This window comes from Streptomyces sp. ISL-66, assembly GCF_018614135.1.
GTDB lineage: Bacteria > Actinomycetota > Actinomycetes > Streptomycetales > Streptomycetaceae > Streptomyces.
Window position 1 is genome coordinate 1 of sequence record NZ_JAGGOW010000197.1, and the last position, 25,342, is coordinate 25,342.

21 protein-coding genes and 1 pseudogene are annotated in these 25,342 nt (G+C 72.9%); 6 read left to right on the forward strand and 16 right to left on the reverse strand.

The window, feature by feature from the left end; all coding sequences use genetic code 11:
* From J7E97_RS36440 to J7E97_RS32150, 3 genes and pseudogenes are all read right to left on the reverse strand, one after another.
* A pseudogene (locus J7E97_RS36440) lies at window positions 1-791 on the reverse strand (VanW family protein); the annotation flags it as partial.
* Window positions 792-1,223: 432 nt separating this feature from the next.
* The gene (locus J7E97_RS32145) at window positions 1,224-2,471 is read right to left on the reverse strand and encodes an MFS transporter (RefSeq protein ID WP_215034670.1); all 1,248 of its coding nucleotides are present in this window, start codon (window positions 2,469-2,471) and stop codon (window positions 1,224-1,226) included.
* 110 nt (window positions 2,472-2,581) lie between these two features.
* On the reverse strand, window positions 2,582-3,949 hold the full coding sequence (locus J7E97_RS32150) for a GH1 family beta-glucosidase (RefSeq protein WP_215034614.1): 1,368 nt from the start codon (window positions 3,947-3,949) through the stop codon (window positions 2,582-2,584).
* 268 nt (window positions 3,950-4,217) lie between these two features.
* On the opposite strand from J7E97_RS32150, the gene J7E97_RS32155 reads away from it, so the two are divergent.
* Window positions 4,218-5,174 carry an alpha/beta hydrolase gene (locus J7E97_RS32155; RefSeq protein ID WP_251055476.1) on the forward strand — a complete coding sequence of 319 codons (957 nt, stop codon included), beginning with the start codon at window positions 4,218-4,220 and terminating at the stop codon, window positions 5,172-5,174.
* A gap of 42 nt (window positions 5,175-5,216) precedes the next feature.
* Here J7E97_RS32155 and J7E97_RS32160 read toward each other — a convergent pair whose 3' ends face one another.
* The 4 genes from J7E97_RS32160 to J7E97_RS32175 all read right to left on the reverse strand — a co-directional run bounded on the left by J7E97_RS32160 (window position 5,217) and on the right by J7E97_RS32175 (window position 8,955).
* Window positions 5,217-6,236, reverse strand: coding sequence for a LacI family DNA-binding transcriptional regulator (locus J7E97_RS32160; protein ID WP_215034616.1), 1,020 nt, complete (start codon window positions 6,234-6,236; stop codon window positions 5,217-5,219).
* Window positions 6,237-6,398: 162 nt separating this feature from the next.
* Complete coding sequence (locus J7E97_RS32165) at window positions 6,399-7,502, reverse strand: HAMP domain-containing sensor histidine kinase (RefSeq protein ID WP_215034618.1); 1,104 nt, start codon at window positions 7,500-7,502, stop codon at window positions 6,399-6,401.
* Window positions 7,495-8,190, reverse strand: coding sequence for a response regulator transcription factor (locus tag J7E97_RS32170; protein ID WP_215034620.1), 696 nt, complete (start codon window positions 8,188-8,190; stop codon window positions 7,495-7,497). The genes J7E97_RS32165 and J7E97_RS32170 overlap by 8 nt, the downstream gene beginning before the upstream one ends.
* A 9-nt stretch (window positions 8,191-8,199) precedes the next feature.
* The gene (locus tag J7E97_RS32175) at window positions 8,200-8,955 is read right to left on the reverse strand and encodes a VanZ family protein (RefSeq protein ID WP_215034622.1); all 756 of its coding nucleotides are present in this window, start codon (window positions 8,953-8,955) and stop codon (window positions 8,200-8,202) included.
* A gap of 515 nt (window positions 8,956-9,470) precedes the next feature.
* On the opposite strand from J7E97_RS32175, the gene J7E97_RS32180 reads away from it, so the two are divergent.
* On the forward strand, window positions 9,471-10,727 hold the full coding sequence (locus tag J7E97_RS32180) for an MFS transporter (RefSeq protein WP_215034624.1): 1,257 nt from the start codon (window positions 9,471-9,473) through the stop codon (window positions 10,725-10,727).
* A gap of 82 nt (window positions 10,728-10,809) precedes the next feature.
* A complete protein-coding gene (locus J7E97_RS32185; protein WP_215034626.1) occupies window positions 10,810-11,490 on the forward strand; it encodes a 5'/3'-nucleotidase SurE in 681 nt (226 codons plus the stop codon).
* A 158-nt stretch (window positions 11,491-11,648) separates the two neighbouring features.
* Here the strand turns inward: J7E97_RS32185 and J7E97_RS32190 are convergent, their stop codons facing one another.
* The gene (locus J7E97_RS32190) at window positions 11,649-12,596 is read right to left on the reverse strand and encodes an ion transporter (protein ID WP_215034628.1); all 948 of its coding nucleotides are present in this window, start codon (window positions 12,594-12,596) and stop codon (window positions 11,649-11,651) included.
* A 276-nt stretch (window positions 12,597-12,872) separates the two neighbouring features.
* On the opposite strand from J7E97_RS32190, the gene J7E97_RS32195 reads away from it, so the two are divergent.
* Complete coding sequence (locus J7E97_RS32195; RefSeq protein WP_215034629.1) at window positions 12,873-14,210, forward strand: CoA transferase; 1,338 nt, start codon at window positions 12,873-12,875, stop codon at window positions 14,208-14,210.
* Window positions 14,211-14,300: 90 nt separating this feature from the next.
* On the opposite strand, the gene J7E97_RS32200 is transcribed toward J7E97_RS32195, so the two are convergent.
* The 6 genes from J7E97_RS32200 to J7E97_RS32225 all read right to left on the reverse strand — a co-directional run bounded on the left by J7E97_RS32200 (window position 14,301) and on the right by J7E97_RS32225 (window position 21,871).
* Entirely contained in the window at window positions 14,301-15,746 is a 1,446-nt protein-coding gene (locus J7E97_RS32200) for a glyceraldehyde-3-phosphate dehydrogenase (RefSeq protein ID WP_215034631.1), read from the reverse strand.
* Between the two features lie 194 nt (window positions 15,747-15,940).
* Window positions 15,941-16,708, reverse strand: coding sequence for a 3-hydroxybutyrate dehydrogenase (locus tag J7E97_RS32205; protein ID WP_215034633.1), 768 nt, complete (start codon window positions 16,706-16,708; stop codon window positions 15,941-15,943).
* 188 nt (window positions 16,709-16,896) lie between these two features.
* Entirely contained in the window at window positions 16,897-18,375 is a 1,479-nt protein-coding gene (locus J7E97_RS32210) for a 3-hydroxybutyrate oligomer hydrolase family protein (RefSeq protein ID WP_215034635.1), read from the reverse strand.
* Window positions 18,376-18,558: 183 nt separating this feature from the next.
* Entirely contained in the window at window positions 18,559-20,154 is a 1,596-nt protein-coding gene (locus J7E97_RS32215) for a PHB depolymerase family esterase (RefSeq protein ID WP_215034637.1), read from the reverse strand.
* 225 nt (window positions 20,155-20,379) lie between these two features.
* Window positions 20,380-21,039, reverse strand: coding sequence for a CoA transferase subunit B (locus J7E97_RS32220; RefSeq protein ID WP_215034639.1), 660 nt, complete (start codon window positions 21,037-21,039; stop codon window positions 20,380-20,382).
* Window position 21,040: 1 nt separating this feature from the next.
* A complete protein-coding gene (locus J7E97_RS32225) occupies window positions 21,041-21,871 on the reverse strand; it encodes a CoA transferase subunit A (protein WP_215034641.1) in 831 nt (276 codons plus the stop codon).
* A gap of 443 nt (window positions 21,872-22,314) precedes the next feature.
* On the opposite strand from J7E97_RS32225, the gene J7E97_RS32230 reads away from it, so the two are divergent.
* The gene (locus J7E97_RS32230) at window positions 22,315-22,977 is read left to right on the forward strand and encodes a hypothetical protein (RefSeq protein ID WP_215034643.1); all 663 of its coding nucleotides are present in this window, start codon (window positions 22,315-22,317) and stop codon (window positions 22,975-22,977) included.
* 15 nt (window positions 22,978-22,992) lie between these two features.
* On the opposite strand, the gene J7E97_RS32235 is transcribed toward J7E97_RS32230, so the two are convergent.
* Together J7E97_RS32235 and J7E97_RS32240 are read right to left on the reverse strand one after the other, a co-directional pair.
* Window positions 22,993-23,382, reverse strand: a complete 390-nt coding sequence (locus tag J7E97_RS32235) for a hypothetical protein (protein WP_215034645.1) — start codon at window positions 23,380-23,382, stop codon at window positions 22,993-22,995.
* Complete coding sequence (locus J7E97_RS32240) at window positions 23,379-24,296, reverse strand: LysR family transcriptional regulator (protein WP_215034647.1); 918 nt, start codon at window positions 24,294-24,296, stop codon at window positions 23,379-23,381. Before J7E97_RS32240 ends, J7E97_RS32235 begins: the two co-directional genes overlap by 4 nt.
* 71 nt (window positions 24,297-24,367) lie before the next feature.
* Here J7E97_RS32240 and J7E97_RS32245 point away from each other — a divergent pair, with 71 nt between their 5' ends.
* Window positions 24,368-25,210: a reductase gene (locus tag J7E97_RS32245; RefSeq protein ID WP_215034649.1), complete on the forward strand. Its 843-nt coding sequence runs from the start codon at window positions 24,368-24,370 to the stop codon at window positions 25,208-25,210.
* The last annotated feature ends 132 nt before the right edge of the window (window positions 25,211-25,342 follow it).

Consider the following 25,342-nt stretch of genomic DNA (forward strand, 5'->3'; position numbering starts at 1 on the left):
GGGGCGCCCTGCGTGCCGGAGGCGGTGGGCGCGGCCGGCGTCGTGGGCGTGGCCGGCGCGCCCGGGGCGGCCGATGTGCTCGGGCCGGTCAGTCCGGTCGGGCCGGTCGGGCCCGTCGGGTCGGTCGTGGCCGTGGGGGATTCCGGGACGCAGGTGATCTCGTCACGCGGGGTGTAGTGCGTACGGAACGTCTCCCGGCCGACCTCCTGGCCGCCCCGGACGAAGACGCGACCCACGGAGACGTCGAAGCCTTCCAGCGGGGTCTGCGCCTCGCAGGTGGGGCCGGCGACCGTGCGCTTGGTCGGCGGCGTGACGTGCGTGCGCGGACCCTTGGTCGCGCGTATCTCGTCGTACCGCTTCGTTCCGAGCAGGCTGATGGTCACCGAGGTGTCGTTCGACGCGGCCCGGATGGTGACGGGGTGGCCGGAGTCGTTCTGCCAGCGCAGGTCGAGGGCGCCCCAGGCGACGGTGGCCTCCCGGCCTTCGGGGTACCGCTCGATGTAGAAGGAGTGGGCCCCGTGCTCCACGGGCTTCAGGCCCGCGAAGAACATGGCGTTGTACATGGTCGTCGCGACCGCCGAGACGCCGCCGCCGGGAGACTTCACGTAGCGGCCGTCGTTGATCATGATGCCGTCGACGAAGCCGTTCTCCTCGGTCCGCTCGCCCACGGCTTGGTTGAAGCTCCAGGTCTCGCCCGGGCGGACCACGGCGCCGTTGATCAGCTCGACGGCGCGCGCGATGTTGTGGGTGCGGTAGGAGGCGGCCGGGAACCCCACGGTGAAGGACGAGAGCTGCTGCCGGGTCTCGCCGACGGCCTTGCCGGAGGTCGTGCCGTGCGCCGCGCCTTGCGCCGTGCCTTGGGCCGTGCCTTGGGTCGTCCCCGGTGTCCTGCCCGGGCCCTGCGCCGCGCCGCGGCCGTCCTCGACGCCGGCGGGCCGGTCGTCGGCGGCCGCGGAACCGGCGGCGACGCCGGTGAGAGCGAGTACGGCGGCCACCGCCGCCGACGTCAGGGCCGTCCGCGTGGTGACCGTCCGGCCGTGTGCCCGTCGCATGTCTCTCCCTGTCGCCTTGGAATGTCGGTCCGGTGCCGGGAGCCGCTGCCCGAAAACCGGGAGCGGGCCAGGAGCCGGGAACAATTCTGGGCGATTTTCACCCAAAAAGGCGGTAAATGTGCTGATCCTCACCAGAACGGCTTGATCATTCCGTGACCAGGACCAGAGGGACTACAGGACCGAGCGGATGCGGCGGACCAGGACGGATCCCGCGAGGGCCAGACCGCCCGCGAGGGCGTACAGGGCCGGATATCCGCCGAGGTGCGTGACGACCGGGGCCGCGATCACCGGGGCCAGGACCTGCGGCATCGAGTTGGCGATGTTGATCACGCCCAGGTCCCTGCCCCGGTCCTCCGCGGTCGGCAGCACGTCCGTGAGCAGGGCGAAGTCCACCGCCGTGTAGACGCCGAAGCCGAGGCCGAGGACGAGCGAGGCGACGAGCGCGCCGGTCCACGTCTGCCAGACGGCGAGCAGCAGCGTGGCGGCGGCGATGACCAGTCCCGACCGGATGACGTAGGACTTGCGGCGGCCGCTGCGGTCCGAGCGGATGCCGCTGATCACCACCGTGGAGAGCAGGGCGAGCGCGTTGAGCGCCGTGAGGATCAGTACGCCGGTGTCCGCGTCGCCCTCGTAGCGCACGGCATCGGTCAGGTAGTAGAGCAGGTACATCGTGCTGATCGAGTACGACAGGTTCATCAGGAACCGGGTGAGCCAGGCCCAGCCGAAATCGGGGTGGCGGCGCGGGTCGATCCAGAAGCCGGTGAGGAAGGTCCGCCACCCGAAGACGGGCCGGGCGGCCGGGGCGAGCACCGAGTCGCGCCGCATCAGCGCGTACGGCACGGCCGCGAGCACCGAGAACGCCGCGCAGGCCAGGTAGCCCGCGGTGATCCCGCCCGCGACCGTGGCCAGCGCCGTACCGACCAGGATGCCGACGACTTGGGAGACGCCGAGCCAGCCGCCGACCAGGCCGCGCTGCCGGGGCGGGACCTGGTCGGGGACGGCCGCGGTGAGTGCGGCGAAGGCCGCGTTGAGGGCCAGCTGGACCAGACACCAGCCCGCGATCACGGCGGTGACGCTCGCCGCCAGGGAAAGGACCACCAGGCCGGCGGCCCCGCCCGCCACCCCGGCGACCACCCAGGGGATCCGGCGGCCCGCGCGCGCCGTCGTACGGTCGGACAGCGCTCCGAAGACGGGATTGGCGACCATCGAGACGGCCGCTCCCAGTCCTGTCACCAGGGCGAGGGTGGACGCCTTGTGGTCCGGGGCGAGTTGCTCGGCCTGGCGGGCCAGGAGCAGTTGCAGCGGGCCGAACCATCCGACCCACACCCCGAGGTTGGCGAGCGACAGGGCGCCGACCCATCCGCCGCCGGGCGCGGGGTCCGCTTCCGCGGTATCTCCGATGCCCCCGGCATCCCCGATACCCCCGGTGTCCCCGACGTCCCCACCCCCGACACCCCCGACACCCCCGACACCCCCGACACCCCCGACACCCCCGACACCCCCGGCATCCGGGGCCTGCGGACCGGCGGTCACCTGCCCGTCCTGATCAGGTCGCGGTACCAGGCGTACGACTCCTTGGGGGTCCGCGCGAGCGTCTCGTAGTCGACGTGGACGAGCCCGAAGCGCTGCCGGTAGCCCTCCGCCCATTCGAAGTTGTCGAGGATCGACCAGATGAAGTAGCCGCGGACGTCGGCCCCTTCGGCCATGGCCTGGTGCAGGGCGCGGAGGTGGCCCTCGTGATAGGCGATCCGGCGCGCGTCATCGATCCTGCCCGTTCCCGGGTCCGGACCGTCGCCGTACGAGCAGCCGTTCTCGGTGATGTACAGGGGCGGCAGCCGGTCCCCGTAGCGTTCGCGCAGGGTGGCGAGCAGCTCGCGCAGCCCGTCCGGGACCACCGGCCAGTCGTAGTCGGTGCGTTCGTACCCCTCGATCTCCCGGATGCCGAAGGGGAGTCCGGAGGGGATCTCGATCCCGCCGAAGGCGGAGGCGCCGGCCGGGGCCGGGGCGCCGATGAGCATCGGGTTGTAGTAGTTGACCCCGTACCAGTCCAGCGGGGCCGAGATCGTCTTGAGGTCCTGCGCCACCGGTCCCGGCAGGAGGGAGTCCAGGCCGTCCGGGTAGGCGCCGGTCAGGATCGGGTCGGCGAAGAGGCGGTTGGTGAGCGTGTCGTACAACTCGGCGGCGGAGCGGTCCTCGTCGCTGTCGCCGGCGGCCCAGACGGGGCTGTGCGAGGCGGCTATGCCGATCCGGCGGGCGCCGGCCGCGCGCAGGGCCTGTACGCCCAGTCCGTGGGCCAGGAGCTGGTGGTGGGCCGCGGGCAGGGCGTCGAAGACGAGCTGCTTGCCGGGGGCGTGTTCGCCGAGGCCGTAGCCGAGGAGGGTGACTTCGGCGGGCTCGTTGATGGTGATCCACATGGGTACGCGGTCGGCGAGGCGCTCCGCGACCACCGAGGCGTACGCCGCGAACCGTTCGGCGGTGTCGCGCTCCAGCCAGCCGCCCCGCTCCTCCAGGGCGAGCGGGGTGTCCCAGTGGAAGAGGGTGGGCACCGGGGCGATGCCCGCGGCGCACAGTTCGTCGACGAGCCGGTCGTAGAAGTCCAGCCCCGCGCGGTTGACCCGGCCGCGCCCTTCGGGCAGCACGCGGGACCAGGAGACCGAGAACCGGTAGGCGTCGACGCCCAGTTCGCCCATCAGCGCGACGTCCTCGTGGTAGCGGCGGTAGTGGTCGGTGGCCACGTCCGCGTGCGAGCCGTCCTTGACGCGCCCCTGCTCCTTGGTGAAGGCGTCCCAGGAGGAGGGCCCCCGGCCGTCGGCCGTGACCGATCCCTCGATCTGGAACGCGGAGGCGGAGACTCCCCAGAGGAAGGCGGCCGGGAACTGAGGTACGGGCGCTGTCATGCGGACTCGCTTCGGTCGGGGGAGCGCGGATCCCCGCCACGGGTGCGGGGAGGCGCCGTCGGCACGGTGCTCACGGCACTTTCGGGTCCCCGGCCCCGCCCTGTCAATGGAAAGTGAACAACCCTCAACTTTGACGGCATCCGCACCGTGGCTCGTGTAACTGGCGGGGAACTGGGAGTGGCCGTGCTCTTGTGATCCGCGGAAGAGCCTCGCTAGAGTTGTGATTACACGTGTAACGCAGAAAGCCGCCCAGATGGGAAGGACCGCAATGACTCAATCGCTCCCTGCCGCCGTCGACATGGCCGACATGACCTGGCCGCCTCCGCCGTACCGGGCTCCGGTGCCGGCGGTGACGGGTGCGGACGGGATCCGGTGTTTCGACGGGATCACGTACGCGACGACCGCTGGTTACCGTCCGAGGTTGTTGGACGTGCGCGTTCCGGCGGGTGAGGGACCGTTCCCGGCGGTGGTGTGGGTTCATGGCGGGGGGTGGCTGGATGGTGACCGGCGTTATCCGCCGCCGACGGTGGCGGTGGAGCTGTTGCACGGGGCGGTGCTGGGGGCGGGCCTGGCGCTGGTGTCGATCGATTACCGGCACAGTCTGGAGGCGCCGTTCCCCGCGCAGCTCCACGACGTGAAGGCGGCGATCCGTTACGTGCGCACGTTCGCGGGGGTGCTGGGGATCGATCCGGAGCGGATCGGGGTGTGGGGCGAGTCGGCGGGCGGACACCTCGCGGCGCTGGCCGGGCTCGTGGGCCCGGACACCCCCGGTGGTGCGGTGCTGGAGGGCGCGCAGGGCGTGGGGGCCGGTGAGACGGGTGTGCGGGCGGTCGTGGACTGGTACGGCGTCTGCGACCTGGTCTCCCTGGCCGGTCACCCGCTGCCGCAGATGCCCGGCGGGACCGACTTCCCGAATCCCTACGAAGCCCTCCTGGGCGCCTCGGTCGCGCAGCGCCCCGACCTGGCACGGGCCGCGAGCCCGGTCACCTACGCCACGCCCGGCTCGAACCCGCCGCCGTTCCTCCTGGTCCACGGAACCCGGGACGGGCTGGTCCCCTACAGCCAGAGCGAGCAGCTCGCCCACGCCCTCACCCGGGCCGGCGGCGACGTCACCCTCACCCCCGTCGAAGACGCCGACCACATCTTCCTCGGCTCACCCGACATCCAACAGATCGTCACCGACAGCGTCGCCTTCCTCGCCCGACACCTCGACGCGGGCGCCTGAGCCTCGGCCGGGGGCAGTATGCCCGCATGTCGACGTACGCCCCTACGAGGTCTCGCGGTGGACCAGGATCGGCTCGATCTCGGGCACGGGGGCGGTCGTACCCGTCTCGATCAGCTCGTGCACGGCGTCCGCGACCCGGGCGGGCGCCACCAGTGCCAGGCGGATCGATGTCAGCGCGGGTTGCTGGAGGGCGGAGGGGACCAGGTCGTCGCAGCCCACGATCGCCACGTCGCCCGGTACGGCGATTCCCTCGGCCCGGAAGGCGTGCAGCAGCAGGGCCGCGTACTCGTCGTTGTAGGCGAACACGGCGTCCAGGCCGAGGCTCGGCCAGCGCCGGGCGAGGGCGGTCGCGGACTCCCGGGTGTAGGCGAGGTCCAGCGGGGTCACGGTGGCCATGTGCCGGGCGGTGACCGACTCGGCGCCGGCGAGGCGCGGACGGGCGAGGGTGCCGAGGCCGCGCTCCTGCGGCATGACCACGCCGATGCGGGTCCGGCCGCGGGCGATCAGGTGCTCGGCGGCCGTGGCGCCGATGCGGGCGTGGTCGAAGCCGATGGTGTGCACGCCCGGTACGGGATGGGCCGCGAAGGCGAGCAGGCCGCGCACCCCGGCGCGGCGCAGCAGCTCCGCGGCCTGCGGGGTGAACCGGTCCCCGTCGAGGGCGATGACGGCCGCGGGGCGCAGCTCGGCCCAGGCGCGGGCGGCGGAAAGGGGGTCGGCGAAGCGCCCGGCGTGCAGGACGGCGGTGTAGCCGTGCCGGTCCAGCTCGCTGTGCAGATCGTCGACCCAGTCGCTGACGAGGCGGCCGACGGCGGAGATCGAGGCGGGCATCAGCACGAGGTTGCTGCGCCCGGCGCGCAGGGACCGGGCTGCGGCGTGGGGCACGTAGCCGAGCTGACGGGCGGCGGCGAGGACGCGCGTACGGGTGGAATCGCTGACGCGGTGGCCCTGGGTGTCGTTGAGGACGAAGGAGACCGTGGCGCGGGACACCCCGGCGAGCCGGGCCACGTCGGCGCTGGTGACGGACGCGGCCACGGGTGCGGGAGCAGGAGTGTCTGTGGCCATGACGTTCCTCGACGCTCCTTTGGTCGGCACGGTGGCCTTCTCTTCGGATTTTTCGAACCCTTTGAAGGTTACACGAGTTAGATCAACCGAGCGCGGGCCCGCCCGGATGTACGCCAGGCCCCGACGGCGGCTCGACCGGGGCCCGTGACCTGGGAAAGCCGCCTACGGCGTCGCGGGAAGCGTGACCGTGACGAGGAGACCTCCGGCTGGGCGGGGGACGAGGTCGAGGGTCCCTTCGTGGGCGCGGACGATGCTGTGCACGATGGCCAGCCCGAGACCGGCGGCGGCGTGCTCGTCGGTGCGCACGCGTTCCGTTCCGCGCCGGAAGGGTTCGGTGAGGGTCGGTACCACTTCCGGTGGGAGCGGACGGCCCGTGTTCTCGACCCGCAGCACGCTCGTGTCGCCGTGCGCCTCGGTGTGGACCGTCACGGTGCCGCCACCGGCGGGGCAGTTGTGGACGATGGCGTTCTGGACGAGGTTCGTGACCATCCGCAGCAGGAGCTCCGCGGAGCCGCTGGTCCGGGCGGCCCCGCCGGTGACGTCCAGCGTGATCCGGCGCTGCTCGGCTAGGGGAAGCAGCGTTTCGGCGGCTTCTTCGGCGATGAGGGAGAGGTCGACGCTCTCGCGGGTGAAGTTTCCGCGGTCGCCGCGGCCCAGGAGCAGGAGGGCCTCGGTGAGGTCGATCGCCCGCGTGTTGACGGCGTGCAGGCGTTCGATGAGTTCGTCCCGGTCCCGGGTGGGGTCCTTGCGGGCGACGTCGAGGAGCGTCCGCGAGATCGCCAGCGGGGTGCGCAGTTCGTGGGAGGCGTTCGCGGCGAACCGCTGCTGCTCGGCGACGTGGGACTCGAGCCGTGCGAGCATCGAGTCGAACGCGTCGGAGAGTTCACGGAATTCGTCCTGGCGGCCCTTCATGCGGATCCGGTGGGACAGCGACCGGTTGCCGGCCGTCCGGGCCGCATCCGCGATCTGTGTGAGGGGTGCGAGCATCCGGCCGGCGAGGATCCAGCCTCCTGCCAGGCCGAGCACCAGGAGGAACGCCAGGACCGCGGCTGCTCTCGGCGCGAAGACGCGCAGGAGGTTGGACCGGATGGGGAAGACGCCGGGTGTGGCCGTGCCGGAGGGGACGATGAGCGTCGCACGCTCGGGGACGTAACGCAGGAGGAACACCCACACCGCGCCGAGCAGCAGGACGCCGGCGAGCATGAGGAATCCGGCGTAGCTGAGGGTGAGCTTGGAGCGGACGCTCAACCCGGGCGCCCTATCCACGCTCTCCTCCCGCCTCTCCGGCCTCCGGTTGCGTCTCGATGCGGTAGCCGACGCCCGTCACCGTGGCGATGACCGATGGTTCGCCGAGCCGCTTGCGCAGTGCGGAGACGGTGATGCGCACGGCGTTGGTGAGCGGGTCGGCGTTCTCGTCCCAGGCCCGTTCCAGCAGCTCTTCGGCGCTGACGACCCCGCCTTCGGCGGCGATGAGGACTTCCAGCACGGCGAACTGTTTGCGGGTGAGGGCGACGTAGCGTCCGTCGCGGAAGACCTCCCGGCGGAAGGGGTCGAGCCGAAGGCCCGCGATCTCGCGGACCGGGGGCCGGGCGTACCCGCGTCTGCGGTCGAGCGCCCTCAGCCGCAGGACGAGCTCCCGCAGCTCGAACGGTTTGGTGAGGTAGTCGTCGGCGCCGAGCTCGAACCCCGCAGCCTTGTCGTCGATCCGGTCGGCGGCGGTCAGCATCAGGATCGGGATCCCGCTGCCGGAGGCGACGATGCGCCGGGCGACCTCGTCGCCGGAGGGGCCCGGGATGTCGCGGTCGAGGACCGCGAGGTCGTAGGAGTTGACGCTGAGCAGTTCCAGGGCGGAGTCACCGTCGCCGGCGATGTCGGCGGCGATCGCCTCCAGCCGCAGGCCGTCACGGACGGCTTCGGCCAGGTAGGGCTCGTCCTCCACGATCAGTACGCGCATGTCGGAAGCCTAAGCAGCGATTCGGCCCGACGGTGCCGGTGCCGGTGCCGGTGCCGGTGCCGGTGGCGGCGTGGGGCGAGGCCGGTCCGACGGTGCTTGTGGTGCTTGGGCCGCCGTGCGCCACCAGCGGCGCGACGCCAGCGCGGCGAGGACGGCGCCGGCGGCGTTGACCAGTACGTCGTCCACGGAGGACACCCGGTCCAGCCGCAGGACGTACTGTGCGGTTTCGACGAGGATCGAGCAGCCCGCCCCGAGCGCCAGGATCCGCGGCACGGACGCCAGCGCCACGAACCGCATCGGGGCGAAGAACCCCAGCGCCGCGAAGACCAGCAGGTTGCCGACGATCCCGAGCGCCCCCATCGTGACCAGGTCGCGCAGCGGCACCAGGCTCACCCGGCCGGGGACGATGCCGGCCCCGGCGCCCGGCATCATGGTCAGCCACAGGAACGGCACCGTCCCGTGGACCATGCCCACCTCGGCCAGCGACATCCGCCATGCCGACGAGACGCCCTCGCCGCGCCGACGGTGCGCCAGGGCCCACACCACCAGCCCGGCCAACGGCAGCGCGACCAACGTCATGAGCACCACTCCGTTGAACGTGTCGAAGCAGCCGTGCCACCGCCCGGCCATGCACATCGGAGCGGACATCATGAGCGGCCGCCGGATGGCGAAGACGCCGCCCGCCACGCCGAGGGCCGGCAGGACGAGGAGCACGATCCCGCGCGTGCGGCGGGGCGGTTGCGACAGGGATGCCTTGTGGTTCATGCCCCCATGAGAGACGGAGGGCCGTTGCGGTGGCGTATGCGATTTTCGATAGGCCCGCGATACGCGCGGCCCCGGCCGAGGCGGTCGAGCGCGGTGGCGGAGCCGTGGCGCTGCGGCACGGAGTATGCCGAAGCCGGGGCGCTGCCACAAGGGCAAGAGCGTTTCCGGACGGAAGCCGCCTGGTCAGTGGCGGCAATTGGCAGGTTACACGTGCGCTTCCGGCTGTTCGTCCACGGGTCACGATCTGTGCATCGCGCCACGGCAACCCTTGGGAAACCCTTGGCGAGACCCGGGAACGGGTGCTACACAGTGTCCCAGCACCTGAAGTGACACGTGTAACAACGGCGCGTTAATCACCTTGCACCGCATCGCATCGCACCCACCGCACCGAATCGCATCGCGTCACGCCAACCGCATCGCGCTCGACGCGGCACCCTCCCGGCAACGCCCTGGGCGCGACAGCACCTCGCCGTACCCCCACGCCACCTCCCCGCTCCGTCCCCCGAGGAGTCGTCATGGCCACGAACGAGCTCATCGATCCGCCCGTCCCGGCGGATCCCGAACCTCCGCGCAGACGCGGACTCCTGCTCCTCCTGCTCGTCGCCAACTCCGCGATGATGGCGGTCTACATGGGTGTCGGCTCCGTGCTGCTGCCCACACAGATCGCCGACATCGCCGGTGACGACAAGGTCGCCGTACTGGGCCTGATCGGCGGCATCAGCGCGATCTTCGCGACCGCCTTCAACCCGATCGCCGGCGCCCTCTCCGACCGCAGCGGCCGCCGCAACCCCTGGGTGCTCGGCGGCGCTCTCGGCTCGCTGGCCGCCCTGGCCCTCCTCGGCAGCGTCAGTACCGCGCTGCTCGTCGGAATCGGCTGGTGCCTGGTCCAGGCGACCATGAACGTCTACCAGGCCGCCGTCACCGCGATCGTGCCCGACCGGATTCCGGCCGCACGGCGCGGCACCGCCTCCGCGCTGGTGGGGCTCGGTCTGCCCATCGGCGGCACGGTCGGCGTACTGATCGCCTCCCAGACGGCCGACAACGTACGCATCGGGTACCTCGTCTTCGGCGGGGTCATCGCCGTCGCCGCGCTGCTGCTCACGAGCTTCTTCCGGGACGAACCGCGCCCCGAGGAGGCGGTCCCCGACGCGCCCGCCGCCCCCAAGGGGGCCCGGATCAAGGCCTTCCTCTCGTCGCTCGGCGACCACGACTTCCGGTGGGCCTTCATCGGGCGGGCCCTGATGGTCCTCGGCTACTTCTCGGTCGTCGGCTACCAGCTCTACATCCTCGAGGACCACATCAGGCTCCCGGACGGGCTGACCCCGCCCGACGCCATCGCGCTGCTCACCCCCGTCTCGATGATCGCGATGGCGCTCTCCACGGTGGTTGGCGGGCTGCTGTCCGACCGCTGGAACCGCCGCAAGGTGTTCGTCGGCGTCTCGGCGGCCCTCGCCGGAGTGGTCATGGTGGTCCCCGTCATCAGCCCGACGTGGACGGGCATGCTCGTCTTCAGCGCGCTCAACGGCCTCGCCTTCGGCTGCTTCATGGCCGTCGACACCGCGCTCGTCACCTTGGTGCTGCCCCGGGCCGAGGACGCCGCCCGCGACATGGGCGTCCTCAACATCGCGAACGCCGGGCCGCAGATCATCGCCCCGTTCGTGGCCTCCGCCGTCGTCACCGCCCTGGGTGGGTACACCCCGCTGTTCCTGGTCGGCGGCGCGCTGTCGCTGATCGGGGCGCTCGCCATCCTCCCGATCCGCAGCGTGCGCTGATTCCGTCGGCCCCACCCCCACCCCCACCCCCCACCCCTCCCGACCGTCACCCCCCCCGCACCCCTCTCCGAAGGAGCGTTCCGTGCAACGCACGCGAGTTCTGCCGCTGGCCGCCCTACTGCTGTGCGCACCCGCCGAGCCGAAGGTGTGGGCCGTCGGCGGTTCTCCCGGCGACTCGGTGTCCTTCGGCCTCTCCGAGGTGTTCGAGGGGAAGGCGCCCGACCTCGTCGTGTCGGGCACCAACTTCGGCCCGAACGTGGCCGCTCTCGCCACCCACTCCGGCACGGTCGGCGGAGCCGTTGCCGCGCTGGACGCCGGTGTGCCCGCCATCGCCCTGAGCACCGGCGGCGTCGCCGCTCCCGACCCCGTGACCACGGTCAACGCGATGGGTCCGACGCTCGACTTCGCCGTCAAACTGATCGACCGGCTGCGCTCGCGGGCCAGGTCTGGACCGCTGCTGCCCGAGGGCGTCGGGCTGAACGTCAACCACCCCGTCGTGGGCGCCGACGGGAAGGGCACCGCGGCCGGGGTGGCGTCGACCTTCCAGGACCCGCAGGCGCTGCTGAGGGCCGATTACACCGACGCGGGCGACGGCACCTGGAAGATGGGCGTGACGGTGGACCTGCGGACCCCGGCCCGGGGCGGTGACGTGGAAGCCGTGAGCGCGGGCAAGATCGCCGTCAGCCCGATGAATGCCGACTGGAACACCGGCCCTGCCGGTTCCGCCGTCACCGCCGCGCTGGTCGCCGGCCTGCGCCCCTGACACGCACGACTGGCACGCACGACCTTCCGGGGGCGGGGGCGGGGGGCGGGTGCGCGCCCCCGCCCCCGGAACGCCCATCCGGAAACGGCAGGCGCCCATCCTTCCCCACTGCCCCTGCCCCTGCTCCCTCCCGGCTGCCGGGCGGGACCGCCGTGTCCCTACCGGGCGCCCGCCGAGGCGTGCTCCGGCTGGGAGGAAGTCTCGAGCGCGGCCTTCATCGCCGCCGCCGAGGCCGCGGTCCCGTGCCCGGGATCGAGCTGGGTCTCCATGTCGTCGAGGGCGCTGCGCACCGCCGCGATCCGCAGCCGCAGTTCGTCGGCGGCGTCCGGCATCACGTCCCCGGACGCCCTGCGCGCCGCCAGCTCGCTCTCCTCCTCCATCTCGCGGGCCTCCTCGAGGGCGTTGAGGACCACGCCGATCAGGACGTTGACCAGGACGAAGGATCCGAAGAGCACGTAGGAGGCGTAGTAGAGGATGCTGAACGGCGAGACGGCCAGCCCGGCGTGGACGGCGTCCCCGAGCCCCTCGAGCGTCATCAGGAGGAACAGGGTCAGTCCGGCCCGGCCGATCGAGCCGTAGTGAGCGGGGTCGTGGCCCGCGAAGCAGATCCATCCGATCATCGCGTACACGTAGATGATCAGGGCGCCGACGAAGAGGAAGCTGACGGTGCCGGGCAGGCTGCGGCCCACGGCGACCAGGAGGATCCGCAGCTGGGGCATGAACCGCGCGGTGCGCAGGACGCGCGCCAGTCGCAGCAGTCGCAGCAGCGTGGTGTTCTCCCGCAGGAACGGGATGAAGGCCGAGGAGACGACCAGCAGGTCGAAGAGGTTCCAGGGGTCCTGGAAGAAAGCTTTCGGCCGGTCGGCGTGCGCACCCAGGCGGACCAGCATCTCCAACGTGAAGGCGACCACGCAGAAGTGCTCGGTCGTGGAAAGGATCCCGGCGTACTCGGCGGACAGCCCGCTGTACGTCTCGATGCCCAGCAACGCGGCGTTGAAGAGGATCACCGTGAAGACGGCGAGCGAGAATACGGGCGCCTCGCACACGGCACGGCACTGCGCGGCGAACCTCTCGCGCCCGGAGTCCACCGTGGTCGGGTCTGTCATCGTGCTCCCTCGTGCGGGCCGTCGGCCGCCCCCCGGTCCGCACGCGCCGGCCTGCGGCGCGACGGACGGATGAGACCGCCGAGGCGCTGATCATGTTCCGGGTCGTGTAACGCCTGGCGGGCGAATACGAGACGCCCTGGAACGACACATCGCCCGATCGGGGAACGGCCGCCCCGCCCCGGGCCCGAGGGGGGCGCCGCCCCGCTCGTTCACCGGGCGCGAACCGGGCGCGACCCGGGGCGCGAACCGGGCGCGGACCAGCGCAGGATGGACCCCATGACGCGATATGACGGTGGGACCGCGCAGGCCTGGGCCGCGCTGGGTGGGGTCGGGGAGTTGGTGGGGCGGGTCGCCTACCGGGGTGCGAGCGGGCTGGGGGACGGGCCGCTGCCCGTACGCGAACTCGCGCGGGCCACCGTGGGCGTGTGTGCGCTCGCCGCGGCGGAGCTGGCCGCCGTACGGGCCGGTCGCGGAGCGGACGACGTGGCTCCGCTGGTGGTCGACGAGGGGGCCGTGGCCACGGCGTTCGTCAGCGAGCGGCACCTGCGGGTGGAGGGGCGGGCGCCGGTGGCGTTCGCTCCGCTGTCCGGCTTCTGGCGGGCGGCCGACGGATGGGTGCGGACGCACGCGAACTACCCGCACCACGAGGCCGCGCTGGTACGGGTTCTGGCGGCCGGGACCCCGGAAGGCGTGGCCGAGCAGATCTCCCGGCGGTCGGCGGTGGACGTACAGGAAGCGGTGTACGCGGGGGGCGGCCTGGCCGTGGCCGTGGCCGACTCGTACGGAGCCCCGCAACCCCTGGTGGAAGTGCAGGAGTCGGGGGGACTCGGGCGGCCCCTCGGAGCGGGCACCGGCGCGGCCGCGGGGGCCGGGGCGCGGCCGATGGCCGGGGTGCGGGTGCTGGACCTGACCCGGGTCATCGCCGGACCGGTGGCCACGCGGACGCTCGGGCTGCTGGGCGCGGACGTGCTGCGCATCGACTCTCCGGCTCTGGAGGAGTCCGGGGACGCGTACGCGGATACCGGCTTCGGCAAGCGGTCCGCGCTGCTCGACCTGGGGGACGCGCGGGACCGGGCGGAGTTCGAGCGGCTGCTCGACGGGGCCGATGTCGTGGTGACGGGGTACCGGCCGGGAGCGCTGGAGCGGTACGGGCTGGGGGCGGACGAACTGCTCGCGAGGCGCCCGGGGTTGGTGGTGGCGCAGTTGTGCGCGTGGGGGTGGCGGGGCCCCTGGTCGGACCGCAGGGGGTTCGACTCGCTCGTGCAGGCGGGGTACGGGATCTCCGCGGCCTGCGGCGACGAGCGCGGTCCCGGAGTGCTGCCGGCGCAGGCCCTTGACCACGGAACGGGCTATCTGGCGGCGGCCGGTGTCCTACGGGCCCTCGCGCGGGGCGGCGGGAGGGCGCTGCGGTTCTCCCTCGCCGGCACGGCGTCGTGGCTGGTCCGTGACGTACCGGGGGCCGGCCGGGCCGTTCCCGGTTACGCCCCGGAGCCGTGGCTGCGCGAGACCGGATCGGGATACGGGACGCTGCGGTACGCGGTGTCGCCGCTCGGGGGCCGGGAATGGGAGCACGGACCGTCCCGGTGGGGGACCGACCGCCCCGCCTGGCTCTGACCCCCGCGGGCCCGGTGTTCCGGACGCGCGGATGCCCCCGAGCGGCCTGTGGTCGCGCGGGGGCATCCGGACGTGCGGGTCCGGGCGGGATCAGGCCGCCGGGGCCGGGTAGGTCGGGTACTCCACGCCGGAGACGTGCTGGACGACCCGGACGACCTGGCACGAGTAGCCGAACTCGTTGTCGTACCAGAGGTAGAGGATCGCGTTGTCGCCGTCGACCTTGGTGGCGCCGGCGTCGACGATCGAGGCGTGGCGCGAGCCGATGAAGTCGCTGGAGACCGCGTCGGGAGCGTTGGTGAAGTCGATCTGGCGGCGCAGCGGCGAGGTCAGCGACACGTCGCGCAGGTAGTCGAGGACCTCTTCGCGGTTGGTCTCGCGGCCCAGGCGCAGGCTGAGGATCGCGATCGAGACGTCCGGCACCGGGACGCGGATCGAGCTGCCGCTGATCGGGGCCTTCAGGTCGGGCAGCGCCTTGGCGACGGCGGAGGCGGCGCCGGTCTCGGTCATGACCATGTTGAGCGGCGCGGAGCGGCCGCGACGGTCGGCGCTGTGGTAATTGTCCAGCAGGTTCTGGTCGTTGGTGAACGAGTGGACGGTCTCCACGTGGCCGCGCAGGACGCCGTACTCGTCCGCCATCGCCTTCAGCGGCGGGACGATCGCGTTGGTGGTGCAGGAGGCGCAGGACAGGATCCGCTCGTCCGGCTTGATCGTGTCGTGGTTGACGCCGTGCACGATGTTGGGGACGTCGCCCTTGCCCGGAGCCGTCAGGACGACCTTCTCGACACCGGGGCGCAGGTGCTTGGACAGCCCCTCGCGGTCGCGCCACTTGCCGGTGTTGTCGATGAGGATGGCGTCCTTGATGCCGTACGCCGTGTAGTCGACCTCGGACGGGTCGTTGGCGTAGATCACCTTGATCTCGTTGCCGTTGGCGATGATCGTGCTGGTCGCCTCGTCAACGGTGATCGTGCCCTGGAACTGGCCGTGGATCGAGTCGCGGCGCAGCAGCGAGGCGCGCTTGACGATGTCCTGGTCGCCGCCCTGGCGGACGACGATGGCACGCAGGCGCAGACCGTTGCCGGAGCCGGCCTTCTCGATGAGCAGGCGGGCGACGAGGCGTCCGATGCGGCCGAAGCCGTAGAGGACCACGTCGCGCGACTCGCCGCGCTCGATCTTGTTCGCACCCGTGGCGCCCGAGACGGCCCCGGCGGTGAACTCCTCCACCGACAGACCGCGGTCGTCGGCCGCGTACGCCGAGGCGAGCAGGCCGATGTCGATCTGCGAGGGACCGAGGTCCAGCGTGGTGAGCGCCTGCAGGAACGGCATCGTCTCGGTGACCGAGAGTTCCTCACCGGCGATCTGGCGGGCGAATCGGTGGGTCTTCAGAATGCTGACCACGGACTTGTTCACCAAGGAGCGGCTGTGGAGGAGGACCGTGACGTCCTGCTCCCGGTGCAGCTTCCCGATGACCGGGATCATCGACTCCGCGATCTTCTCGCGGTTCTTCCAGTTGGTGAACGCGTCGTCATTGACAGTCACAGAATTATCTTTCGAGCTAGGCGGCGCTCATATGGTAACCCGCGCCCGCCCGGCCCCTCCAAGCACCCCCTGAGCAACCGGTCAGCCCTCCGCGCGCCGGGTCGCCGGGGCGCCGGTCTCGTCGCCGAGGAACGCGTACCAGCGGCGCTGCCCGCCACAGGTGGCGGGCCGCCCGGGCCTGTCCCCGGACGGGGTCAGCTGGCGCCCCAGCCGCCGTCCAGGGGCAGCGAGGAGCCCGTGACGTAGCCGGTGTGCGGGCCGCACAGCCAGACGGCGGCCGCCGCGACCTCCTCGGGCTCGATCAGCCGCTTGATCGGGGACCGGGTCAGCAGCACCTCGGAGACCACGTCGCCCTCGCCGATGCCGTGCGCGGCGGCCTGGTCCCGGATCTGGCCCTCGACCAGGGGGGTGCGGACGTAGCCGGGGCTGATGCAGTTGCTGGTGACCCCGTACGGGGCGGCCTCGATGGCCGTGACCTTGCTGAGGCCCTCCAGCGCGTGCTTGGCCGCGACGTAGGCCGACTTGTACGCGCTGGCCCGCAGCCCGTGGACGCTGGAGATGTTCACGACCCGGCCCCAGCCGGCGCCGTACATGTGCGGCAGCACGTGGCGCAGCAGGAGGAAGGGCGCGGTGACCATCACCTGCTGGATCAGGGCGAAGCGCTCGGGCGGGAACTCGGTGATCGGGGCGACGTGCTGGAGTCCGGCGCTGTTGACCAGGATGTCGACGGCGCGGGGCAGCCCCCCGATGACGGCGGGATCGGCCAGATCGGCGACGTGGGCGTGGCCGCCCACGAGGGCGGCGACGGCCTTGGCCGCCGTCTCGTCGAGGTCCACCACGTGCACGGTGGCCCCGGCCTCGGCCAGGGCCACGGCGCAGGCCCGGCCGATGCCGCTGGCGCCGCCCGTCACCAGGGCGACGCGGCCCCGCAGTTGCGGGAGGGAAGGAGATTCGCTGGTCATGGCTCGAAGCGTAGGGACGGGCCGGGGCGGCGCCCACGGTGTCCCGGCCCATACTCGGCCCCGTCCGTATGGAGTCCGACGCCATGACGGCGGCCGTCGTCGTACGTGTCTGTCGTCATGCGTGCCCGTCGTCGTACGTGCCCGTCGGCAGTCGCGGCTTCCGCCGGGCGTTTGGCCGGCTGCCGCCGTCAGCCGCCGAGCGGGCAGCTGGTCAGCAGGGTCGCCGGGTCGGCGGCGGGGTCCCGGGGGACCGTGTGGCCGAGAGGGGGCCGCACGCCGCGGCCGATCCAGTCCTCCAGTGCGGTGAAGGCGGCGCGGTGGCAGGGCGTGAGGGGACGCAGCCGGTCGGGGTAGGCGTCGACGAGGGAGTCCACGTGGGTGCCGCCCTCGATGCGGTAGTAGCGCAGCAGCTCGGCACGGCCGGCCCGGCGGACCATCTCGGCGTAGACGTCGGAATCCTTCGAGATGGGGAGCAGCACGTCGAGGGTGCCGTGCAGGGTGACCAGCGGTTTGCCGATCCGACCGGTGAGCGCGATCTTCGCGACGGCGCGGCGGACTTCCGCGGGGCGGTCGGCGTAGGCGTAGTCGGCGTCGCAGGCGGGGCCGCCGGGGATGCCGGGCGGGCAGAAGGGAGTGCCGGCTTCGGTGGGGCCGTCGAAGTCCGGGTCGAGTTCCTCGCGGTAGATCCGCTGGGTGAGGTCCCAGTAGTAGCCGTGGTGGAAGGGCCACAGGAACTCCGAACCGGCCGGGAAGCCGGCGGCGGTCATGGCCGCGTGGGCCTGCTCGGCCCCCGGCCCGCCGGCCGCGTACACGGGGTAGGCGGCCAGGGCGGGGGGCAGGAAGGTGAGGAGGTTCGGGCCGTCGGCCCGCCACAGTGTGCCCTCCCAGTCCACCCCGCCGTCGTACAGCTCCGGATGGTTCTCCAGCTGCCAGCGCACGAGGTACCCGCCGTTGGACATGCCGGTCGCCAGGGTGCGGGACGGCGGGCGGTGGTAGCGCTGCGCGACGACCGCGCGCGCGGCCCGGGTGAGCTGGGTGACCCGGGTGTTCCACTCGGCGACGGCGTCGCCGGGCGCCCGGCCGTCCCGGTGGAAGGCGACACCGGTGTTGCCCTTGTCGGTGGCGGCGAAGGCGTATCCGCGCGAGAGCACCCAGTCGCCGATGGCCCGGTCGTTGGCGTACTGCTCGCGCACGCCCGGGGATCCGGCGACGACGAGCCCGCCGTTCCAGTGGTCGGGGAGGCGGATCACGAACTGCGCGTCGTGGTTCCAGCCGTGGTTGGTGTTGGAGGTCGAGGTGTCGGGGAAGTAGCCGTCGATCTGGATGCCCGGCACGCCGGTGGGGACGGCCAGGTCCTTGGGGGTGAGGCCGGCCCAGTCGGCCGGATCGGTGTGGCCGGAAGCCGTGGTCCCGGCGGTCGTCAACTCCTCGACGCAGTCGGACTGTTGGTGCTCCGCACCGGGTACGCGGAGCTGGGCGCGGCGCGCGCAGTGGGAGTCGGGGGCGCTGGTGGAGGTGGTGGGGGTGGGGGTGGCGGTGGCGCGGGCCGGGGGTGCGGTGAGCGTCAGCAGGGCCGCGGCGAGGACGGTCACGGCGGCCACGCCCGCTGTGACGGCTGCCCTCGCTGCCTGCTTGGTCGTGGTGACGGGACGGACGGCCGGTGGCATAGGGGAACCTCCAGAGGGCGGCGGACGGGGGACTGGGCCGGAGGCTACGGGCCGGTGCGTCGGCGCCGACACGGCTGCGCCCGCCATGTTCGCGGCCGCCCCGGTGGGGACGGGCGCCATGACGGGCGCGTGGGTGCCGGGGCTCAGGGGCTCAGGGACTCCGAGGCTCAGAGGATCAGAGGCTCAGGGGCAGGCGGCATCGGCGATGACGAAGTAGCCGACGGGCGCCTCCTTCAGGGTGTGGGTGACGAAGACGTTGTAGAGGCCCATGTTCTGGTGGGAGCCCTTGGCGTACACGTAGCCCCCGTCGGTCGTGGCCCGTCCCGCCCGCACCTGCTGGTAGTTGTCCACTCCCCTCCAGCACACCGCGGCCGCGCCCGTCGTGCTCACCGTGACCTGCGCCGAGCGGGTGCCGGCCGTCCCCGCGCCGTCCCGGGCCGCCACCGTGTACGTGTGGCTCGTACCGGCGGCGAGACCGGTGTCCGTGTACGGGGGCGCGGACGGGGTGGCGACCTGGGCCCCGTCCCGGAACACCGCGTAGCCGGAGGCGCCCGCCACCTCGTTCCAGCTGAGGGTGACGCCGGTGTCGGTGACACCGGTGGAGACCAGGCCGGTGGGCGCGGGCAGATCACCGGGGCCGGGCCCGGGGCCCGGACCGGAACCGTCCAGACCGAAGAAGGCCGAGATCCAGTGGCTCGAGCAGATCGAGGCGAGGAAGTACGGGGCCCCGGTGCGGCCGCACTGTTCGGGGCCGGAGCCCGGGTCCACGGGGGTGCCGTGCCCGATGCCGGGGACCCGGTCCACCTCGACGGCCACCGTGCCGTCCCCGGCGAGGTACTCCTCGCGCCGGGTGGCGTCGGGACCGATGGCCGACGTGCGGCCCGGAGTCTGCGACAGACCGTGCAGCGCGGTCCACTGGTCGCGCAGTTCGTCGGCGTTGCGCGGGGCGACGGTGGTGTCCGCGTCCCCGTGCCAGATGGCCACCCGCGGCCAGGGGCCGGTCCAGGCCGGATGCGCGTCGCGAACCAGCTGCGCCCAGGCGGCCGGACTCTTGTCCACGCCGGGGCTCATACAGGTGTAGGGCCCCGTGTCCTTGGTGCAGTCGTAGGGAAGTCCGGCCACCACCGCCCCGGCCGCGAACACGTCCGGGTAGGCCGCGAGCATCACCGAGGTCATGGCCCCGCCGGCGGACAGGCCGGTGACGAAGGTGCGGGCGGGATCCGTGGAGTAGGCCGAGCGCGCGTAGGCGACCATCTGCCGGATGGAGGCGGCCTCGCCCTGGCCGCGCCGGTTGTCGGTCGTCTGGAACCAGTTGAAGCACTTGTTGGGGTTGTTCGCGGACGTGGTCTCCGCGAAGACGAGCACGAAGCCCCTGCGGTCGGCGAGTTCGGGCAGGCCGGAGTTGTCCGCGTAGGTCAGGGCGTTCTGCGTGCAGCCGTGCAGTGCCACCACCACGGGCGGGTCGGCCGGGAGGGAAGCCGGGCGGTACACGTACATGGCCAGCTGCCCCGGATTGGCGCCGAAGCCGCTGATCTGCTGGAGGGAGACGGCCGCGCCGGCGGGGGCGAGGGGCCCGGCCAGGACGCCGCCGGCGGCCAGCAGCACGAGCGCGAGGACCCGTACGAGGACCCGTGCGAGCAGCCGCGCGAGGAGCGGGCGGGGGCGTGGGCGGCCGTACGGGCTCCCGCCGCCGGGCGGGGGTCCGTACGGCGATCGGGGCGGGGATCCCGGCGGGGCTGCGGGCGGGGATCCGGACGGTGTGCGGCGGCGCGCGGACATGGCGGCTCCTCGGGGGTGACGGGTGGTGCACGGGCCTTCGGCCTTCGGCCGAGACCCGCGGTTCCGTCACGGTAGGAGCGGCCCCGGCCGCGGTGGCATGGCACGGAGCGACACAATCCAGCCACCGCTTGACCGGTCCACAGGGGTTGTGGGACCCGCCGGGCCACTGCTAACCGGAGGCTTTCGAGTCCACGTGACGTAGGTGAGCCGCGTGACCGACGCGTCCTACACCCCCGTGCGTCCGTCCAGCTCCGCGGCCACCCTCAGCTCGGCCCCCGTCGCCGCGCGGACCTCGTCCAGGCCGACCCCCGGGGCGAGTTCGGTCAGCAGGAAGCCCTCGGGGGTGATGTCGACGACCGCGAGCTCGGTGATCACCCGCTGCACGACGGCCCGCCCGGTCAGCGGCAGCGTGCAGCGTTCCACGAGCTTGGGCGTGCCGTCCTTCGCGGCGTGCTCCATGAGCACGATCACCCGGCGCGCGCCGTGCACCAGGTCCATCGCGCCGCCCATCCCCTTGACCATCTTTCCGGGGATCATCCAGTTGGCCAGGTCGCCCGAGGCGGACACCTGCATCGCTCCGAGGACGGCGGCGTCGACGTGCCCGCCGCGGATCATGCCGAAGGACAGCGCCGAGTCGAAGAACGAGGCCCCCGGTACCACCGTGACCGTTTCCTTGCCCGCGTTGATCAGATCCGGGTCCACCTCGTCGGAGTACGGGTACGGGCCCACGCCGAGGATTCCGTTCTCCGACTGGAGCACCACCTCGACCCCCGGCGGGAGGTGGTTGGGGATGAGGGTCGGCAGCCCGATCCCGAGGTTCACGTACGTACCGTCCCGCAGCTCGCGCGCGGCGCGGGCCGCCATCTGTTCACGAGTAAGGGCCATGTCACACGCCACCTTCCTGGTCGGCCGCACGTGAACGTACGGGGTGCTCTGGGCGGACCGTGCGGTCGGGGCGGACCGTGCGCCGTTCGACGCGCCGCTCGGCCGCCGGGTCACCGGGGTGCACGCGGAGCACCCGCTGGACGAAGACGCCGGGTAGGTGAACGGCGTCCGGGTCCAGCTCGCCCGGCTCGACCAGTTCCTCCACCTCGGCGATCGTGATCCGCCCGGCCATCGCGGCCAGGGGATTGAAGTTGCGCGCCGAGGAGTGGAAGACGAGGTTGCCGTGCCGGTCGCCGACCGCGGCCCGCACCAGGGCGAAATCGGTGGTGATCCCCTCCTCCAGGAGGTGCTCCCGGCCGCCCCAGCTCCGCAGTTCCTTGGGCGGCGAGGCCACCGCGACACCCCCGTCGGGCCGGTACCTCCACGGCAGCCCGCCCTCCGCTGCCTGAGTACCGGCCCCGGCCGGGGTGTAGAACGCCGGAATTCCCGCCCCGCCGGCCCGCAGTCGTTCAGCGAGCGTGCCCTGCGCGACAAGTTCCACCTCCAGCTCGCCGCTCAGGTACTGCCGCGCGAACTCCTTGTTCTCGCCCACGTAGGAGCTGGTCATGCGGGCGATCCTGCCCGCGCGCAGCAGCAGTCCGAGGCCCCAGTCGTCGACCCCGCAGTTGTTGGAGACCACTTCCAGGCCGACCGCGCCCTCCCGCTCCAGGAGCGCGCCGATCAGCACGCCGGGGACTCCGCACAGTCCGAAGCCGCCCACCGCCAGCGAGGCCCCCGTGGAGACGTCCGCCACCGCCTCGGCCGCACTCGCGACCTCCTTGTCCAGCCCCATCGCATGTCCTCCTTCGCCCTCGCCCGCGCCTGTGCGCTCGCCCGGCCCGGCGCCGTCGGCCATCCGACCGGACCGGTGTGCGGCCGGGCCGACCCGACCGACCCTAGGAACCGCGGACCCGCCCCGGCCATGGCGCCCGCGCACACACCGGTCCGTCCCGCTGTGTGGCCCGGCCCCGGCGGGGTAGCCGCCGGACCTGGGAGCCGACCGGAGGCAGGCCGACCGGGGGCCGGCCGACCGGAGGCCGGGCCGACCGGAAGCCCGGAAGGCGAGGGAAACGGTTGACCGGGGAAGCCCGCACGCGGAACCGGTGGACCGGCCAGTGCGTCACAGCCGCGCCGGATCCGGCACGGGAAATGCGAGGGGGACCGATGATGCGCCGAACGATGCACCGAACAACCGCTCAATGTCTGGCAGTTGTCAGCGCGAGTGTGGACAGGGCCGTGGCCGTGACCGCCGTCGTGTCCGTGAGCGCCGCCGTACTGCTCGCCGGTTGCGGCAACGCCGTGCAACGGGACGAGGTCGGGTCCGCCGGGGAGATCCGGCTGGCATCGCCCTCGGCGTGCCCCGAGTCCGTACCCGGCCCCGGCACGCCGCGCGCGGCGCCGACGCTGATCGACGGCACCCCGGCCAACACCCCGGAGGGCGAGCGGCTTTCCCGGGCCGTCGGGGAACAGGGCCGGGGCGCCTTCGCCGACGTCTACTCCACCCAGATCACCGACCACCCGGCGGGCCGCGTCGCCCTCTGCGTCACCGACCTCGCACGCGGCCGGCTCCTGGTGTCGGCGGCGCACGTGGCGGACCCGGAAGCGGACCCGGCCCGTGCGGACCTGTACCTGAGCCCGTACTCCCGGCGGGCCCTCGACGCCGCCGCCGACGAACTCATCCGCCTGAAGGCCGGCTTCCCGATCCACACCGTCTCCGGCCAACGCGGCACGGAGCTGAAGGTGACGAGCAGTCAGGCGAGCGCCATGTCGGCGGAGTTCAAGGCGCGCCTCGAAGAGGCGGCGGGCGGGATCCCCGTCAGGGTCACGAAGGGCGAGCCCGTCCGGACCGCGGAGGACCGGGGCCTGACCGCGGAGGACCAGGCTCTGACCGCGCCCTGACCGAGGCCCCGCCTGCTACGGGGCGGCCGCCGGGGCCTGCGGGGTGTTCCCGGCCCTCCGGCCGGCACGTTCGGGCCCGCGCGCGATGAGCTCCTCCATCACGGCCCGGGGGAGCGAGGGGTTGGCCGCCGCGGCCTCGGCCGTGTCCGGACACGCGTGCGCGAGCAGGTCCGCGAGAGCCGCCGGGGACAGCGCGGGATGACGCGCGGCGTCGGCGCGGGCCTTGTGCTCGCCGGACGTCGCCAGTTCCCGGACCTGGCCGGCCGTGAGGTCCGTCCGCCCCGTCAGCGCCTCGGCGAGGTCCTCGTCCTCGTCCCCGCCCTCCAGGGCCAACGCGACCAAGTGGCCGACGAGTTCGGGTGCCAGTGCCGGATTCCCGGCGAGTCCGCGGAGCAGGTGGCTCACTGCTCCACCGCGCCGGTCAGCGCCTCGGCAAGCGCCCGCGCGTACGGATGCGGACGCCGTCGGCGCGGTGTCACCACCCCGATGTGCCGGGCCGGGCGCGGCGGTTCGACCCGTACGACGCTCACGGCGGCGGGGTCGGCGGGGTCGGCGGGATGGGCGGGCTCCAGCGAGACGTGCGGGATCAGCGCGACGCCGACGCCCGCCGCGACGAGGGACCGGGCGAAGAAGTAGTCCGTGGTGGAGGCCGCCACCCGCAAGTCGAAACCCGCCCGGTCGGCGTACCGGCGCAGATAGGCCTCCGTTTTGAGGCAGCCCAACACCCAGCGATCCGCGGCGAGTTCACTGAGGGCGACCGACGCGCGGTCCGCGAGCCGGTGACCGCGCGGCAGGACCAGCGACAGCGGGTCGTCCATCAGCGGCAGCCAGTCCAGTGCCGTCCCCTGCCCGAGCGGCAGCGGCCCGTCGAAGTGGTAGGTCAGCGCGAGGTCGGCCGCGCCGCTGCGCACCATCGGCACCGCGTCCTCCGGCTCGGCCTCCAGCACCGTCAGCTCCACGTCCGGATGCGCGGCGACGAACCGCGCGAGTGCGCGCGGCAGCAGGTGCCGGCCCCCGCTCACGAAGGTGGCGACCGTCAGGCGGGGCCGCTCGGCGGTGATGCGGTCGATCTCGTGGCGGACCTGGTCGAGCTCGGCGGATATCGTCTCCGCCGCCGCCTCCACCAGCAGCCGGCCCGGCTCGGTGAGCGTGATCCCCCGCGTACTGCGCACCGCGACCCGATGGCCGAGGCCGCGTTCGAGCGCGGCGATGTGCTGGGAGACGGCCGAGGGCGTCAGGAGCAGCGCTCCGGCGGCCTTGTTGAAGCTGCCGTGCTCGGCCACGGCGCGCAGGATGCGGAGCCGCTGCACATCGATCATCAGTCTGCCTTACGACGCAATGAGCATTCCGGTGGTTCTGCTGGGGACGGTACAGCGGCAGAGTGCTCGGCATGAACAAGATTCTCGTCATCGGCGGCAGCCGCTACTTCGGCAAGGGCCTGGTCACCCTGGAACGCGACGCCGGGAATGAGGTGACCGTACTCAACCGGGGCTCCGGCCCCCCGCCCCCGGGCGTCGCCCACCTGGTGGCCGACCGCGACGACGAGCAGGGGCTGCTCGCGGCGCTGGGGAAGCGCACCTTCGACGTCGTCTTCGACCAGGTCTGCTACACCCCCTGGCAGGCATCGCTGGCCCGCCGCGCCTTCGCCGGCCGCACCGGGCGGTACGTCATGACCTCGACGATGGAGGTCTACGACCCGGCGCCGCCCACCCCCGAGGCCCTCGACTACGCCGAGGGCAAGCGGCAGGCCGAGGCCGTCCTGGAGCGGGAGTCCGCCTTCGGCGTGGTCGCCGTCCGCACCGCGCACGTGCTCGGCGGCGGCCGGGAGGAATTCACCGGCCGCTTGGCGCACTACGTGGAGCGGATCGGCGCCGGGATCCCGGTGGCCGTGCACGAGGCCCCGTACCCCACCTCGTTCATCCACCACCAGGAGATCGCCCGGTTCCTGCACTGGGCCGGGTTGCAGGAGTTCACCGGGCCGGTTAACGCCGCCTCGGACGGGGACCTGGACGTCCTCGGGCTGGCCGCGGCCGTCGGCGAGCGGCTCGGGCGGGCGCCGCGCCACCGGATCGTCTGCCCCGGGTCCGACGAGGCCTCGCCGTTCTCCTTCGACCGCGCCTACGCGATGGACAACAGCCGGGCCGCCTCCCTCGGCTTCGGCTTCGGCCGACTCGCCGACTGGCTGCCGCAGGCCATCGGCGAAACCGCCACGGCGCTGCGCGCTGCGCACTGACCGGCCTCGGCATCGCCCGCCACCGGGAAACCCACACCTGTCCGCACCGGGCTGAACACCCGCCTGCCCGCTCGCGCGACTGGGGATTTGAGGGCGCGGGGCTCGCGGCGCCGGGGTCGGGGGCGACGCCGT

Excerpts from the sequence above, each read along its gene's own strand:
- J7E97_RS32150 (WP_215034614.1), bottom strand. The coding sequence starts at position 3,949 with ATGACAGCGCCCGTACCTCAGTTCCCGGCCGCCTTCCTCTGGGGAGTC.
- J7E97_RS32155 (WP_251055476.1), top strand. The coding sequence starts at position 4,218 with ATGACTCAATCGCTCCCTGCCGCCGTCGACATGGCCGACATGACCTGG.
- J7E97_RS32160 (WP_215034616.1), bottom strand. The coding sequence starts at position 6,236 with ATGGCCACAGACACTCCTGCTCCCGCACCCGTGGCCGCGTCCGTCACC.
- J7E97_RS32170 (WP_215034620.1), bottom strand. The coding sequence starts at position 8,190 with ATGCGCGTACTGATCGTGGAGGACGAGCCCTACCTGGCCGAAGCCGTC.
- J7E97_RS32175 (WP_215034622.1), bottom strand. The coding sequence starts at position 8,955 with ATGAACCACAAGGCATCCCTGTCGCAACCGCCCCGCCGCACGCGCGGG.
- J7E97_RS32180 (WP_215034624.1), top strand. The coding sequence starts at position 9,471 with ATGGCCACGAACGAGCTCATCGATCCGCCCGTCCCGGCGGATCCCGAA.
- J7E97_RS32190 (WP_215034628.1), bottom strand. The coding sequence starts at position 12,596 with ATGACAGACCCGACCACGGTGGACTCCGGGCGCGAGAGGTTCGCCGCG.
- J7E97_RS32195 (WP_215034629.1), top strand. The coding sequence starts at position 12,873 with ATGACGCGATATGACGGTGGGACCGCGCAGGCCTGGGCCGCGCTGGGT.
- J7E97_RS32205 (WP_215034633.1), bottom strand. The coding sequence starts at position 16,708 with ATGACCAGCGAATCTCCTTCCCTCCCGCAACTGCGGGGCCGCGTCGCC.
- J7E97_RS32210 (WP_215034635.1), bottom strand. The coding sequence starts at position 18,375 with ATGCCACCGGCCGTCCGTCCCGTCACCACGACCAAGCAGGCAGCGAGG.
- J7E97_RS32215 (WP_215034637.1), bottom strand. The coding sequence starts at position 20,154 with ATGTCCGCGCGCCGCCGCACACCGTCCGGATCCCCGCCCGCAGCCCCG.
- J7E97_RS32220 (WP_215034639.1), bottom strand. The coding sequence starts at position 21,039 with ATGGCCCTTACTCGTGAACAGATGGCGGCCCGCGCCGCGCGCGAGCTG.
- J7E97_RS32225 (WP_215034641.1), bottom strand. The coding sequence starts at position 21,871 with ATGGGGCTGGACAAGGAGGTCGCGAGTGCGGCCGAGGCGGTGGCGGAC.
- J7E97_RS32240 (WP_215034647.1), bottom strand. The coding sequence starts at position 24,296 with ATGATCGATGTGCAGCGGCTCCGCATCCTGCGCGCCGTGGCCGAGCAC.
- J7E97_RS32245 (WP_215034649.1), top strand. The coding sequence starts at position 24,368 with ATGAACAAGATTCTCGTCATCGGCGGCAGCCGCTACTTCGGCAAGGGC.